The following is a 14506-nucleotide window of genomic DNA, read 5'->3' on the forward strand; positions in this document are numbered from 1 at the left end:
CTTGTGTTTTATCCTAGTACAGACGCCTCGGCGGGGCGTCTCTACGATGATTTATCACTAATAACTATGATTACGGAATTTGACACTTCACTGCCCAGTATTCGCCAACTACAAAATCTCATTAAACAAGCAACGCCTGTAGAAATCAAATTACTAACAGGCGATAAACTAACAGGAAGAGTAATCTGGCAAGACCAAAACTGTATTTGTATGGTAGATGAAAATAACCAGCAGACGACAGTGTGGAAACAAGCGATCGCTTATACCAAGTAGAGCAGTCAATAATCATGTAGAGACGTTCCATGAAACGTCTCTACCAGGATTGTGAATAATGCACGTTTAAATTTGGTCGATATCTAATCTCGCAAAATATCTGAGGGCAGAAACTCTTTGAGAGCTTCGGCTTCACCTGCTTTAACTACCGGAATAGATAATGGTACTTGCGCTCCTGGGGCAAGTAACTGTTCTACTTGATATAAAGAAGGTAAACTACCGCATAATAACACTTGGTCGCGGGCTTGTAAGTTCATACTGTGATCGGGAAGGCGAATAAACTTGCCATCGCGTCGCATCGCCTGCACTTGTACTCCGTATTGGTGAGGGATATCTAAATTAGCAAGGGTTTTACCAACAAAAGAACAATCAGCGCTGATTGTTACCCACTGACAAGCACTGTGTTCTCCAGGAACACTAGCTTTACCCAGGGCAAATTCAGCTAAGGCTGCTAGTTCATCATCCGATCCTACGACTAATAAGCGATCGCCTTCTTCTAAATTGGTACTAGCATCGGGGTAATCTATTTCTTCACCGCTAGCACGGCAAATAGCCATTAAACTTACTCCTGTGAGGTAGCGCATATCGGCTTCCTCTAAAGTCATGCCAACCAATGGTGAATTAGTGGGCAGAGGATACCAACGGCTATTCATATCTTGGCTAAGTTGACGCACATCACGGGAAACTTCCGTTGCCGTTCTTTCTGGGCGCAAATCCAGGTAATGACGATTGCGGATTTCCTGCATATCCTTTTGCACTACCATTGGGGAGAAACCGACATCTGTTAATATGTAAGTTGCCATTTCTAAACTAGCTTCAAACTCTGGTTGCACTACTTCCCGCGCTCCCAGTTGGTAGAGTACTTCTATACTTTTATCGTGGGTGGCACGTACCACTACATTTAATTCTGGCAACAACTCCAAAGCACGTTTGAGACAAAGACGGGTACTCATCGGATCGGGAAGTGCAATAGCCATGCCTTTTGCATTACTTACTCCCGCAGTTTCTAAAACGTGAAAACTCACACAATTGCCATACACGTAAGGCACTTTAGCTTCTCGTAACTGTTGAATTATACTTTCCGATTGGTCAATAACTACAACAGGTAAATCGTGTTGCTGCAATAATTTAACTAAATTGCGTCCTACTCGCCCATAACCACAAACCACTATATGCTCTTTGATTGGTAGTTCATCCGACACCGCTAAAGGTTTACCTTCATCACTTAAATATGGTTTGAGCCAAGGAATTGATTCTACCCAATTAAATACGATGGGAATTAAACGTAACACAAATGGTGTAATTACTAATGTTACCGCTGTAGTTCCTAAAATTAGTAAATATATTTGCCGGGAAACCAATCCCAGAGCTTGTCCTTCACTGGCTAAAACAAAGGAAAATTCTCCAATCTGAGCTAGTCCAAACCCAACAATTAAAGCTGTTTTCAACGGGTAACGAAATAACTTTACGAGTGGCGTAATAATCAAAAACTTACCAATAAATACCAAAGCCACTAATCCCAAAATTAATTCTAAATTATTCCATAAAAATACCGGGTCAATTAACATTCCAATGGATGCAAAAAACAAACTGGCAAAAATATCTCGCAGTGGCTCTACGTAAGTTAAAGTTTGATCGGCGTATTCAACCTCCGAAATCATTAAGCCAGCGACAAACGCCCCCATTTCAATCGAAAGTCCTAAATGTTCTGTGAGTAGAGCAATACCTAAACACAAAGCTACTACTCCTAATAAAAATAACTCTCGGCTTTCAGTACGGGCAAGCAATCGCAACAAAGGCGGGATCAGCCAAATCCCGGCAGCAACCGCACCAGCAGCAAATAAGCAAATCCGCAACAGGGCTGTAAGTACTGCAATGCCAATTGCTTCCCCTGGTTGGTGAAGAGCAGGTAAGACTGCTAACATGAATCCCAGTGCTAAATCTTGCACGACTAAAATTCCCAGCATTACCTTACCGTGGGGCGTTTCTGTTTCGTTACGCTCCATCAAGCACTTGAGGACAACTGCTGTGGAAGATAATGAGAGAATTCCACCGAGAAACACGCCTTTAGCTGGTAAGGTTCCCCAAGCTCCTGTTACCCCACATAGCAAAACTGTAGCTAGAATAGTTAAGGTAATCTGGGCTAATCCGCCGCCGAGAGCGATCCCTTGGACTTTTTTAAGTTCGTTAAAAGAAAACTCGACTCCTAAAGCAAATAACAAAAAGGCGACTCCAAACTGAGCCAAAGTTTCTACCTGTATTAATTCTTTGATTAGCCCCAATCCGGCAGGTCCAATAATTATGCCGCCAATCAGGTATCCTAGTAAAACAGGTTGTCGTAAAAGTGCTGCTACTAACCCTCCACAGGCGGCAACAGCTAAAACTGAAACTAAATCGACTATCAGCCTAAAATCTTCTTGCACAAGCTTTTAAAAAAATATTAAGACTTCTAGACTCAGGATACAAAGTTTTTTATAGCTGTGGGAAGCTCTTCAGGTGAGGAAAAAACTTTTGACAGGATTTAACAGCGTGGTTGACAGTTACCACTAAATTAGCGTATATAGGTTGGGTTGAACGAAGTGAAACCCAACAAAAATCCGGGTTTGTGTTGGGTTGCGACAGCCTACGCCAACCTAAGTTAATCATAAGTGATTAACATAACATGATATCATGTACTGACCCAGAGGACAGTGTTCTCAGGGCAGAGACTTTGTAAAGTTCTGTAAATAAAAAAAAGATTTGAATAATTTTCGCGCTCTACACCAGATAAACAAACAGAGCTTTGCAATTCTCACTCTATAGAATTTGAGATCCTTTATGCACGCAGAGGACACATGTCAACTAGACAAACAGCTTAAAGAGTTAGCAACAGCAGCCCAACAACAACCCCAGCCAACGAAGTCTCGACGGGTAGCTTTGTCCAAACTGGTGGATGCAATATGGAAGTCACCTAAACTTTACCGCCCATACAGCGGTCAATCTAAATCACTAGACGAAGATGTTTATGACGAAGCTGTACAAAACTTATTTCTGTATATCTGTAACAATATTAATAAATATAACCCAGAACGCGGTACAGTTATGACCTGGGTAAATATGCTACTAACTCAACGATTTTTCCCAGAGGCTGTTCGCAAAATCATTGGCAGAGGAAATGAAATTAAGCTAGAAGACTCTCACCTGGAAAACCTACCTTCATCCGAAGATATATCGCTCTTTAAAGAAGTCCTAAAATTTATAGAAGATGATCCAGAAGGAATTTTTGCGCTCAAACATATAAAAGGTTATCCAGAGGCTAATTTTCAAGCAATAGCTATTAAAAGGATTTTGGGAATTACCTGGAAAGATATCTCAGCAGAATGGGGTATTAGCATTCCATCATTAAGTACTTTTTATCAGCGATGTTTACAAAATTTTGCTCCTATATTCAGAGAGTATTTGTAGGTTTTGTGTAATTTAATTAGAGTAAAAATTATGAGTAATATTACAACTCTTTTCACCTTTACAGGTCCTCTACTAAGAGAGGCACGTAAGTTAGCCGAACAGTGGTCTAAACAACAAGCCGCACCAGAAAAAGGCGAACAAGTCCGCCTCAATATCTTATCTGTGTCTTTCGTGAATTCCTATTTAGAGTATATGGATTTTGACACAGAACTAGAAGCTAGTGATAGTTGGAACCCACTTCAGCAAACACTCATGGATGTAGCTGATTTGCAAATAAAAAATTTGGGCAAGTTAGAATGTCGTCCGGTGTTAGCAGAAACACAGTTTATCTACGTACCGCCAGAAGTACAGTCAAACAGAATCGGCTATGTGGCTGTGCAGATTAGTGAATCATTTCGAGAAGCAACACTGCTAGGATTTGTTAAGCAGGCATCATCTGATTTGATACCCATCAGTCAATTGCAACCTGTGGAAGATTTACTTGAGCATTTAGAATATCTTGCTCATGTAGAGACGCGAAATTTAGAGACGCGAAATTTCGCGTCTCTACAGAAAACACCTAGCAAGAATTTGGTGAATTTGAAACAATGGTTAGAAAATATTTTTGAGGTTGGTTGGCTGGAAATTGAAACTTTTTTTGATATGCAAGAAGCCAATCCAGCTTTAAGTCTAAGAAGCGCTACAGAAGCTTTTGTCAGACGAGGTAAACTGATTGAATTGGGGACGGAACTAACAGTTCAAACGGTACTTCTAGTCGTGGAGGTTAGACCAAAAAATCAGCAAGAAATGGACATTGTGGTGGAAGCACATCCTCCAAGTGGTAAAACCTATCTACCACACAATCTCCTTGTGATGGTGCTTGATGAAGAAGGGATAAGTGTGATGCAAGCTATAGCGAGAAGAACCAATGAGAATATGCAATTGCACTTCAGTGGCGAAGAGGGAGAACGTTTCAGCGTTAAGCTGGTAATGGGGGATGTCAGCGTTGTAGAGAACTTTATCATCTAGCGCGTTGAGGTGGCAATGAGGAAGTTAGTTGTCTTGAAGCTAGATGGCGATTTAGAACAGGGTGTGCGCGTAATGCTAGAAATTGGCGAAGAAGGCACTCGCCCCAGCACGGAAATCATCGGTCAACTCCCGCATTGTGTAGACTTACACACAGTAATTGAACAGTGGCGGTCAAACTATCGCAGTATCAGGAATACCCGCATCAAAGCAGGTAAAATTGTTTACGGTGCTTCGATTACCCAGTGGCGTGAGGATTGCCAAAAATCAGCTAATGAGTTGCGATCGCACTTCAATTCTTGGCTACTATCCGAGTCCTTTCGCCCTATCCGGGAAAAATGGCTGCAACAATTAAACCCTGATGATGAGGTGCGGATACTAATTCGTACTTCAAGTGTACTGCTGTTGAAACTTCCTTGGCATTTGTGGGATTTGGTTGAAGAGTACCCCAAAGCTGAAGTGGCATTGAGTACACCAGATTTCAACCTACCAAAAGAAGCGAAAACACCTACTTACCGAGATAAAGTCAAAATTCTAGCGATTCTAGGCAATAGTGCTGGTATTAATGTCCAAAAAGACCGACAGTTGTTAGAAAATTTACCAGACGCTGAAACAACCTTTTTGGTAGAGCCGCAACGCCAAGACATCAACGACCAGTTGTGGAACCAACCTTGGGATATCCTATTTTTTGCAGGTCATAGCAAAACTGAGGGTGAGAAGGGGCGGATTTACATTAATCAAACCGATAGCTTAACCATTGCAGAACTCAAGTATGCCCTGCGAAATGCCGTGGCTCAAGGTTTGCAACTGGCGATTTTTAACTCTTGTGATGGCTTGGGATTGGCGTTCGAGTTACAAGCGCTGCACATCCCGCAAATGATTGTCATGCGGGAACCAGTGCCAGATAAGGTGGCACAGCATTTCTTATCTTATTTTATCACAGCTTTTGCCGAGGGCAAATCTTTTTATTTGGCAGAGCGGGAAGCACGGTTAAAGCTGCATGGTTTAGAGAATGAATTTCCCTGTGCGTCTTGGTTGCCAGTGATTTTTCAAAATCCCGCCACAGTACCACCAACTTGGTTTTCCTTAGGTCGTCGTCCCACCGAAATTTGCCCGTATCGTGGTTTATTCGCCTTCCGCGAGGAGGATGCACCGTTCTTCTTTGGACGGGAAATTTTCACAGATATCTTGACGGATGCTGTGCAAAAAAAGCCCTTAGTTGCTGTCATTGGTCCTTCTGGCAGTGGCAAATCTTCAGTAGTCTTTGCCGGTCTTATCCCCCGCCTACGTCAGCAAGGTTCCTGGCATATCGTTTCTTTCCGTCCTGGTGATCGACCTTTCCATGCCCTAGCTGCGGCACTTGTTGCCCAGAACTCATCCCAAATGAGTTTAAGCGATCGCCTGCGGGAAGTTAGAAACCTGGCTGCTGATTTGCGGCAGGAAGAGGATGCCTTGCGGGATGTGGTAGATGAGATTGTGCGATACCGGGACGAGAAGATCCCCCCAACCCCCCTGAAAAAGGGGGGCTTTGTCCCCTCCTTTACCCCCTTGTTAAGGGGGTCGCCGAAGGCGGGGGGATCGGGGGCTAGGGGGGATCAAGACCAAAGCAAGCATGTGCTGCTAGTAGCCGACCAGTTTGAAGAACTTTACACCCTAGTTCGAGATCCACAAGAGCGCCAAGTCTTCTTAGATAGATTACTGAAAGCTGCTAGTAAATCGCCTGATTTCACTCTCGTCATCACTCTAAGGGCAGATTTTTTAGGACAAGCTCTTTCTTACCGCCCCTTTGCTGATGCGTTGCAGTATGCTGACCTGAAACTAGGTCCCATGAACCAGGAAGAACTGCAAGCAGCAGTAGAACAGCCAGCGACGATGTTGGGGGTGAGGATTGAGCAAGGGCTGACGGAACGTATTTTGGATGCAGTTAGTGCAGAACCAGGGGATTTGCCGTTATTAGAGTTTGCCCTGCATGAACTATGGACAAAACAGCGAGATGCCCAGTTGACTCATGCCGCTTACGAGGAAATTGGCGGTGTAGAAGCAGCATTGGCTCGTTATGCTGAAGAGGCGTATGGCAAGCTGAACGAGGAAGAAAAGGAACGGGTGCGGCGGCTGTTCATCCAGTTGGTGCGTCCAGGTGATAACACGGAGGACACCCGTCGTTTGGCTACTCGCATAGAGGTGGGAGAAGAAAACTGGGATTTAGTAACGCGCTTGGCAAATGCTCGTTTAGTAGTCAGCAGCAGTGACGGGGGAACGGGAGAAGAAACCGTCGAGATTGTGCATGAAGCTTTGATTGGGGGATGGGAACGCCTGCGCCTGTGGCTAGATGTTGACCGCAGCTTCCGTACTTGGCAAGAGCGGTTGCGGGTGGTGATACGTCAATGGGAGGCTAGCGGTAGGGATGATGGCGCATTGTTGCGAGGCACGCCGTTGGCAGAGGCTGAGGGTTGGTTACAGTCGCGATCGCTCGAAGTAAGCGCGTTGGAGCGAGCTTTCATCCAACTGAGCTTGGAACTACGGGATAGAGAGCGCAAGCAGCAGGAATACCGAAGGAAGCGTACTATATTAGCCCTTGCTAGTGGCTTGGCAGTAGTCTCGATGCTAGCTCTGGGAGCTGTTTGGCAATGGCGGCGAGCCGAAATAGGTCGAACCAATGCGGAGTTGAGTAACCTAAGTGCAACTTCAGAAGCACTGTTTAACTCAAATCAAGAGTTTGAGGCGTTGATCAAAAGTATACAGGCAGGATATCAATTGAAACGGGCATCAGGGGTAAATGCTGATACTCGAATGCGAATTGTGCTGGCGTTGCAACAGGCGGTTTACGGAATCAAAGAGCGTATTCGTTTGCAGGGGCATAGTGCGACTTTCAGCCCTGATGGTAAGATGCTGGCTACAGCCAGTCTAGATACCATTCAAATTTGGAGCCGTGATGGTAGGAAAGTCAGAACAATTCGGAAGCCTAACGATCGTAACTTCGCTGACGTGAGTTTCAGCCCCGACGGTAAGATATTGGCTACAGCCAGTTATAGGAGTACAATAAAACTCTGGGATCTTGATGGTCGCTTGCTAAGAACGTTTAAAGGAAAGGGCGAGGAAATCATAGATGAAGACACTAGGGTAAGTTTCAGCCCCAACGGTAAGATGCTTGCCTCGGCTAGTGATAACGGCACAGTGAAACTTTGGAGTCTTGATGGTCGCGTACTCAGAACCTTCAAAGGACAGGGCTACGGTAGAGTTTATAGTACAGAAACCACTCTAAGTTTTAGCCCCGACGGCAAAATGCTGGCTGCAATTGGTTCTGATGGGAGTATGGCAGTGTGGAACATTAACGGGGTTTTGCTCAAAGTTGTTGAAGGGATCAAAGTTGATGAACAAAAAGGCGCTAGGTTCAAGGAATGGACCACTGGTGTAAGTTTCAGCCCGGACGGCAAGATGCTAGCTATAGCCAGTTTGAGAGCCAATTTGAGTACCGTTAAACTTTGGAGCCACAACGGTATCTTACTTAAAACCTTGAGAGCAGATTGGAATGATGGTCGCATGTTTGGTAGTATAAGTTTTAGCCCCGATGGCAAGATCTTAGCTACAGTAAATGATAAGAACACGGTGAAGCTTTGGAGCCTTGATAACGCTAAGTTCAGAACTCTTAAGGCGAATCACAATGTCACTAGCATAAGGTTCAGTCCCGACGGCAAGATGCTGGTTACGGCAGCTAAAGACAACACTGTGAAACTCTGGAAGCTTGACGGTTTGGAGCCTAAAATCCTTAAGGCGAAGCAAACTAGAGGACCTAATGGTGTAGAGAAAGTGAGTTTTAGTCTCGATGGCAAGATAATTGCTACTGTTAATAATGACAAAACTGTGAAACTCTGGAGCCGCAACGGTATCTTGCTTAAAACCTTAAGTCACGGCGGCAATTATGTGAATGTCATCAGTTTCAGCCCGGACGGCAAGATGCTGGCATTAGCTAGTAATGACGGTCCAATAAAACTCTGGAGTACTGACGGTCGCTTGTTAACAACTTTCAAGGGACATGGCACTTATGCACAAAGATCTGTGCAAGACCTGGATTTTAGCCCAGACGGCAAAATTCTAGCATTAGGCACTCAAGATGGTACAATCAAACTTTGGAGTACTGACGGCAAAGAACTGAAAAGTCTCAAGGGGCACAACGCAATAGTCAGTAGCGTGAGTTTCAACCCAGACGGCAAGATACTGGCATCGGCTAGTTGGGACTATACAGTGAAGCTCTGGAGCTTGGAAGGTACTTTGCTCAAAACTTTTAGGATGGGACGTGATAGTCATGTCAGTAGCGTGAGTTTTAGCCCCGATGGTAGAACCATTGCCTTAGCTAGCTTTGGCAACACAGTGAAACTCTGGAGCACTGATGGCAGAGAAATCAAAACTCTCAAAGGACATAACGATTGGGTTTCTAGCGTGAGATTTAGCCCCGATGGCACAACCATTGCCTCACATAGTTCAGACGGAACCGTTAAACTTTGGAGCATTGACGACGGCAGGGAACTCAAGACCTTCAAGAGTCAAAGTGATTTAGTCTTTACTAGCATGAGTTTCAGCCCGGACGGCAAGATGCTAGCCTTGGGCAAGAATGACGGCACAGTTATTCTGAATAGTTTGGATCTAGATGAACTACTGGCGAGCGGGTGCGATTGGCTTAAATCTGACCTTCCTAACGATCCTCAGACTCTAGAACAACTACAGCAATGTCAAAACCAGTCTAATCTGATTGCAGCAGCTCAAACTTTGGTTGCCCAAGGTGAGGAGTTAGCCAGCAACGGTGATTTTGAAGGCGCAGTTGCTAAGTTCAAAAAAGCACAGGAATGGAACCCCGAATTAGAACTTAATCCTGAGGCAAAAGCAGCGATCGCATTTACTTTTCAAGGCAAAGAACTGGCGAGACAAGGCGATATTGAGGGCGCAGTTGCTAAGTTCAAAAAAGCACAGCAACTGGCTCCCAACTTAGACCTTGCTCTAGATGCACAAGCCTTAGACAATAACCCAGAAGCAGTAGCAAACCACCTTGCAGCAAAAGCTCTAGTTACCGAAGGAGTGTTTCTTGCAGTTCAGGGTAATGTCAAAAAAGCTATTGCAACTTATGCAGAGGCTCAGAAGCTAGACCCAAAACTGGAAATCTCTGCTGATTCTTGGAACAGCCTCTGTTGGCATGGTAGCAGGCATGGCGATGCCGCTAATGTAATGTTTGCCTGTGAAAAAGCAGTTGCCAAAGCTCCAACAGATGGAAATAATCGGGATAGCCGTGGTTTTGCTAGGGCGCTAACTGGCGACACCAAGGGAGCAATTGAAGACTTTCAAGCATTTATAGAATCAACTGGTGATGCTCAACAGAAATCACAACGTCAAGGTTGGGTTAATGCCCTACGTGCAGGTAAGAATCCCTTCACACCTGAGGAAATGAAGAAGCTACGCAGCGAGCAATGATGGGAAGATGGGGTGATGGGGAGTGGCAATCAAAAGTCAAATGTAAAATATAATACTAAATTCTGTGTAGTTACCCTACTTTTTCCAGTTTGCGCAGGTGAACTTTATTTGTCGAGCAGAAACTTCTAGTCGTCAAGGCTGTGTAACTTTTATCTACGCATGTTTGGTAGAAAAAATAAAGAATAGCGAATAAGGGACTTCCAATTAAAAAAATACCCAAGTTTGTAGGGTGCGTTAGGTGGAACACCGTAACGCACTCCCGCGTTGTCAGAAGATGGTGCCGTACTCTCTGCGCTAACGCACCCTACAATAACTGGATAATTTATTTTTTGGAGTTCCCTAAGTGCGATGAAAAAAGTAGGTTTGATGTGTGATCGCTCCAATGCCGCTTCTAATCAAAGTGTCTTTGACACTGAATCTGCCGATGCGAGGCGATCGCTATTTGGTTAGTTTGCTCCTACAGTTTCTTATACCATTTCTTCCATTTTGTCAAGCTACACAGTCGTGTTCTGATCAATTTGACGTAACTCCTCAACCGTACTCACTGTTTCCAGCCCTGCCAGAATCGCTCTCAATTGCTCCAAATCCTGAATATATGAGATTTCCGGTATCAGGCTTAACCCTTCCAGAATTGCTTGTAATAAATTGATATCTTCAATAACAGAGATTTCTGGCAATATACCTAACCCCTCCGAACCAAATTTCAGCTTTAAACCCAGTTCAATGCCTTTTAACAGTCCTTGCCTAATACCACTTCGCTCTATACTTGTAATGTAAGGCATACGCCTTGACTCCTCGTAGTTATTTAACTCTTGTTTAAAATCTCGTTCTAACTCAGTTGGAAGTGTCATTACCCAGTCAATGAATCGGAAGAGATTAAGAACCTCCTCTCGCTCAGAGCCGCTGCTCATAAAGCCGTTTAGTCAGAGTAAACTTCCATTGTTGACGCTTTAGTTGACGAGACGGAGGCGCTTTCTAATATAAGTGCTTACTTTGCACTTGTAAAGTAGTTACTTTGCACTTATAGTAGAGTTATGGAGGTGAGTTAAATATGGCTGTGAAAGTTAGAAGAATTGAGCGCAAAGAGATTGAAACGCCCCTGCTTCCGAAACAAATTGCTCAAGCTCAAAAAAATTCTGGCAAAGCAATTTCAGAAATATGTGAAGCAGTTGGATTTAGTCGAACTTACTGGTATCAGATCGTGAACGGGCGTGAAGAGGCGATCGCCGAAGAAACACTTCGCAAAATTGAAGAAGTACTGGACGTGGATTTTGGAGTAAGTTTCGACGATTAATTTGTTACTTATTGCTCAAATATTCTGCTTAATAAATATAAATATAAATAATGCCAAAGCCAAGATATGACGAGGAAGAAGATAAATCCCGCCATGCAGTAGTTGACACTGATTGCTGTGAAGAAATGGCTCAAAAGTATAACTGGCGACTAGTTGATGTAGAAGAAACGGGCGACAGCACGTTGCCATTTGATTGCGTGTTTGATGGGAAAACCGAATTCCCAAAATCTTACTATGATACCGATGAGGAAAAAGACGATGCGTAAGTGGATTGTTTTCCGTGCCGAGAAACGCCAACCTGGCGCTCATGAGCGAAAGTACGCTCACACGGGTTCTTTGACCAAAAACCTAGCTGAACATTATGATTGTTCAGATGGGGCATTGCCCGAACCGGGCTATCGCTTACCAGAATTTATCCGAGTAGAACAGCTTGCCGACTCGCGGTATCCAGCAAGCACAACTCACTACCGCAAGAGTGATTGGGAAGTGACGAAAGTGGAAACTTACACGCCTGATGTTCCAATGGGTGAATTTGACATGATCGTGATTTGTATGTGCAAATACTCGCCTATTAATGCACCGCTTAAGCCAATGCCTGAGCGTCAAGTATCACTTGACTCTTTTGGTGGTGACGAACAAGCCTATCAACGCTGGCAAGAGCAAAATTTGGTTGCCATCCACAATCCGTGAGCATCATTTTAAAAACACTACTCGAAGGTGGGAACTAGTAATAATCATAAGCTAGTCTGTTTCTCATCATAAGGATTGGATTTTTCGTAACTTTCTATGACTGTTAAAGATCGCGCTAGTAATTCAGGGAAGAAATTGCTCCCAAACGGTGTCCCCTCTGTAAAAATTAAACGTGCAACAAGTTTGGTAGCGGGAATGTTCGCTGTTCCTCTCGCTTTAGTTTTACCTGTAAATGCTTTACAAGTAAATGTAAGTCCCCCATCGCCGCGATTAGGTGATACACTATCGGTTGTAGTTAATCTTGAGAACTCAACAAATAGTAACAATGTGACAGTAGCTACTGGTGAAAATACATACCCAGCGTTTGAAATTGCGCCGAATCAGTATCGAGCCTTGATCCCCACCACACCCTTGGAAAATGCCGGAACCAGAACAATCCGCGTTACCGGGAATGGTCAGGAGCAAAATTTGTCGGTACAAGTGCGCGATCGCAAATTCCCCGTACAACGCATTAATCTACCACCTGGAAAAGCAGGGCTGAAGGCAACAGAGTATGAACTTCAACGAGTAGGTGCTCTCAAAGCGCTGCAAACACCAGAAAAATATTGGAATGGTTCTTTTATCAAGCCAAATGCTGGACGATTGTCCACAAATTATGGTGTACGTCGCTACTATAATGGTAAATTTGCTAAAGACTACTACCATCGTGGCGTTGACTACGCAGGTGCAGCGGGTTCGCCTGTAGTTGCACCAGCAGCAGGAAAAGTCGCTTTGGTGGGAAGGGTGTCTCAAGGATTCCGGGTTCACGGTAACGTAGTTGGCGTTGACCACGGTCAAGGAGTGACTAGTATTTTTATGCACTTAAGTCGCATAAATGTCAAAGAAGGCGATATCGTCAAACCAGGTCAATTAATTGGCGCGGTAGGTTCAACGGGCGCTTCAACTGGTCCCCATTTGCACTGGGGTCTATATGTCAATGGCAAATCTGTCGATCCAATACCTTGGCGAGACAAAGCAGTTAATTAGTAGAGGCAAAAATAATTGTCTTTATACGTAACTTGTTTGTTAGTTACGAGGTTTTGGGCAAAATAAATTGGATTGGTACCGTCCCTACCTTGGTTGGATGGCTGAATATTAATGAGCGTTATGAGTATCGAAAAAATTGTAGAACAAGCACTCCAGGATGGTTATCTTACACCAGTAATGGAAGCAGAAGTTGGGCGAATTTGTGACAACGCCAGTGAACTGTCGATTGAAGAGTATATGGCGTTGGATCGGCTGATGGGATCTCTATTAACTGGTGAAGTGGTGGCGGTACCACGCAAACAGTTTATTAATGTCATGGAAGAACTTGTACTAACAGAAGCGATCGCCCGCGTAGCAGAAATTGAAGCTACCAGCGAAAGTTCTCTAGATGTGGGTGATATTGCGGCTTACGCCCTTAATCGCTTGCCTCCTTTGTATGCAACTACCGAAGAAGGTGCGAATTTCCAACGTCAACACGGTAAAGCAGAACTTCAAGAACTGATTTCCCAGCAAGTATCAGAAGCGATCTCTCGCAGTCTGAATCGCCCTAATGATGACAGAAAACCTGTTGTGGGCAAAACTACTGGTAATGAAGTACTGCGTCAAGTTAGTGCTTTGTTGGAAACTTACGCACCCCAATTTGAGCAAAAAACACATTAGATAAGCGATCTATCTCGTCTCTACTTAGGAACGAACTTCTACTGCTGTGCCTAATTTTACTTGTTTGTATAATAAACGAACGTCAGGATTACGCATTCTCAAACAACCATGAGATACAGCAGTACCAACTAAGTCATCATCTGGTGTGCCATGAAAGCCAATTTGACTGTGTCCATCTGACCAAAAACCAATCCATCGGTCGCCTAATGGACTATCGGCTCCTGCTTCAAACACTTTACCAGTAATGGGATGACGCCAAATCGGATGAAGTTGTTTATTGATGATTTGGAACGAACCTGTTGGTGTCTCCCATCCTTTTTTACCTATACCTGTTGGGTAACTGGCAATCACCTCACCCGAATGGTAAACATAAACGCGGCGATCGCTCAAATCGACAACGAGTTTTGTTTCGTCAGTTGCTTGGCGATTCGATGCTTGTGTAGCGGAGAAGTTTAAAAAAGACAATGGAGGAGATGATTTCGGTTTTGCTACCGCCTGTCTTGCTTGTGCGCTCCCTCTTGTTCTGGATTTGTCAGAATTAGTCACATTATTATTGATACTCCAATTCACAGCTAAAGATAAGATTGCTGTACTAAAACAGAGCAACATTACAATCCTCTTTACCAATTCATTAGTGTTCATTGCCATCTTTTT

Annotated in this window: 12 protein-coding genes; 9 read left to right on the top strand and 3 right to left on the bottom strand. The window is 44.1% G+C overall.

Translation table 11 applies throughout. The annotated features are described in order from the left end of the window. Positions 1-66 precede the first annotated feature (66 nt). A complete protein-coding gene (locus ICL16_RS29460; protein ID WP_190835187.1) occupies positions 67-273 on the top strand; it encodes an Hfq-related RNA-binding protein in 207 nt (68 codons plus the stop codon). Positions 274-356: 83 nt separating this feature from the next. Here ICL16_RS29460 and ICL16_RS29465 read toward each other — a convergent pair whose 3' ends face one another. Beyond that, entirely contained in the window at positions 357-2696 is a 2340-nt protein-coding gene (locus ICL16_RS29465) for a cation:proton antiporter domain-containing protein (RefSeq protein WP_190835123.1), read from the bottom strand. A 394-nt stretch (positions 2697-3090) separates the two neighbouring features. Between ICL16_RS29465 and ICL16_RS29470 the strand changes: the two genes are divergently transcribed. The 3 genes from ICL16_RS29470 to ICL16_RS29480 are packed head-to-tail and all read left to right on the top strand — an operon-like array spanning position 3091 to position 10182. Next, positions 3091-3717, top strand: coding sequence for a sigma-70 family RNA polymerase sigma factor (locus ICL16_RS29470; protein WP_190835124.1), 627 nt, complete (start codon positions 3091-3093; stop codon positions 3715-3717). 30 nt (positions 3718-3747) lie between these two features. Then, positions 3748-4725, top strand: a complete 978-nt coding sequence (locus ICL16_RS29475) for a DUF1822 family protein (protein ID WP_190835125.1) — start codon at positions 3748-3750, stop codon at positions 4723-4725. Positions 4726-4740: 15 nt separating this feature from the next. After that, complete coding sequence (locus ICL16_RS29480; RefSeq protein ID WP_190835126.1) at positions 4741-10182, top strand: nSTAND1 domain-containing NTPase; 5442 nt, start codon at positions 4741-4743, stop codon at positions 10180-10182. Positions 10183-10676: 494 nt separating this feature from the next. On the opposite strand, the gene ICL16_RS29485 is transcribed toward ICL16_RS29480, so the two are convergent. Continuing rightward, positions 10677-11033, bottom strand: coding sequence for a hypothetical protein (locus tag ICL16_RS29485; protein WP_190835188.1), 357 nt, complete (start codon positions 11031-11033; stop codon positions 10677-10679). 200 nt (positions 11034-11233) lie between these two features. Between ICL16_RS29485 and ICL16_RS29490 the strand changes: the two genes are divergently transcribed. The 5 genes from ICL16_RS29490 to ICL16_RS29510 all read left to right on the top strand — a co-directional run bounded on the left by ICL16_RS29490 (position 11234) and on the right by ICL16_RS29510 (position 13852). Beyond that, the gene (locus ICL16_RS29490) at positions 11234-11476 is read left to right on the top strand and encodes a helix-turn-helix domain-containing protein (protein WP_202895771.1); all 243 of its coding nucleotides are present in this window, start codon (positions 11234-11236) and stop codon (positions 11474-11476) included. A 50-nt stretch (positions 11477-11526) separates the two neighbouring features. Beyond that, positions 11527-11742 carry a hypothetical protein gene (locus ICL16_RS29495; protein WP_190835127.1) on the top strand — a complete coding sequence of 72 codons (216 nt, stop codon included), beginning with the start codon at positions 11527-11529 and terminating at the stop codon, positions 11740-11742. Beyond that, the gene (locus tag ICL16_RS29500; RefSeq protein ID WP_190835128.1) at positions 11735-12166 is read left to right on the top strand and encodes a hypothetical protein; all 432 of its coding nucleotides are present in this window, start codon (positions 11735-11737) and stop codon (positions 12164-12166) included. The genes ICL16_RS29495 and ICL16_RS29500 overlap by 8 nt, the downstream gene beginning before the upstream one ends. A 96-nt stretch (positions 12167-12262) precedes the next feature. Continuing rightward, positions 12263-13192: a M23 family metallopeptidase gene (locus ICL16_RS29505; protein ID WP_190835129.1), complete on the top strand. Its 930-nt coding sequence runs from the start codon at positions 12263-12265 to the stop codon at positions 13190-13192. Between the two features lie 111 nt (positions 13193-13303). Continuing rightward, positions 13304-13852 (top strand): late competence development ComFB family protein, encoded by a 549-nt coding sequence (locus tag ICL16_RS29510; RefSeq protein WP_190835130.1) that lies wholly within the window; start codon positions 13304-13306, stop codon positions 13850-13852. A gap of 24 nt (positions 13853-13876) precedes the next feature. Here ICL16_RS29510 and ICL16_RS29515 read toward each other — a convergent pair whose 3' ends face one another. Further along, on the bottom strand, positions 13877-14500 hold the full coding sequence (locus ICL16_RS29515; protein ID WP_190835131.1) for a L,D-transpeptidase: 624 nt from the start codon (positions 14498-14500) through the stop codon (positions 13877-13879). Between the last annotated feature and the right edge of the window lie 6 nt (positions 14501-14506).

It is taken from the genome of Iningainema tapete BLCC-T55, from assembly GCF_014698965.1.
GTDB classification, from domain to species: domain Bacteria; phylum Cyanobacteriota; class Cyanobacteriia; order Cyanobacteriales; family Nostocaceae; genus Iningainema; species Iningainema tapete.

Coding starts and splice junctions, on each gene's coding strand:
- ICL16_RS29470 (WP_190835124.1), top strand. CDS start 3,091: ATGCACGCAGAGGACACATGTCAACTAGACAAACAGCTTAAAGAGTTA.
- ICL16_RS29505 (WP_190835129.1), top strand. CDS start 12,263: ATGACTGTTAAAGATCGCGCTAGTAATTCAGGGAAGAAATTGCTCCCA.
- ICL16_RS29515 (WP_190835131.1), bottom strand. CDS start 14,500: ATGGCAATGAACACTAATGAATTGGTAAAGAGGATTGTAATGTTGCTC.
- ICL16_RS29500 (WP_190835128.1), top strand. CDS start 11,735: ATGCGTAAGTGGATTGTTTTCCGTGCCGAGAAACGCCAACCTGGCGCT.
- ICL16_RS29460 (WP_190835187.1), top strand. CDS start 67: ATGATTACGGAATTTGACACTTCACTGCCCAGTATTCGCCAACTACAA.
- ICL16_RS29480 (WP_190835126.1), top strand. CDS start 4,741: ATGAGGAAGTTAGTTGTCTTGAAGCTAGATGGCGATTTAGAACAGGGT.
- ICL16_RS29485 (WP_190835188.1), bottom strand. CDS start 11,033: ATGACACTTCCAACTGAGTTAGAACGAGATTTTAAACAAGAGTTAAAT.
- ICL16_RS29475 (WP_190835125.1), top strand. CDS start 3,748: ATGAGTAATATTACAACTCTTTTCACCTTTACAGGTCCTCTACTAAGA.
- ICL16_RS29490 (WP_202895771.1), top strand. CDS start 11,234: ATGGCTGTGAAAGTTAGAAGAATTGAGCGCAAAGAGATTGAAACGCCC.
- ICL16_RS29495 (WP_190835127.1), top strand. CDS start 11,527: ATGCCAAAGCCAAGATATGACGAGGAAGAAGATAAATCCCGCCATGCA.
- ICL16_RS29510 (WP_190835130.1), top strand. CDS start 13,304: ATGAGCGTTATGAGTATCGAAAAAATTGTAGAACAAGCACTCCAGGAT.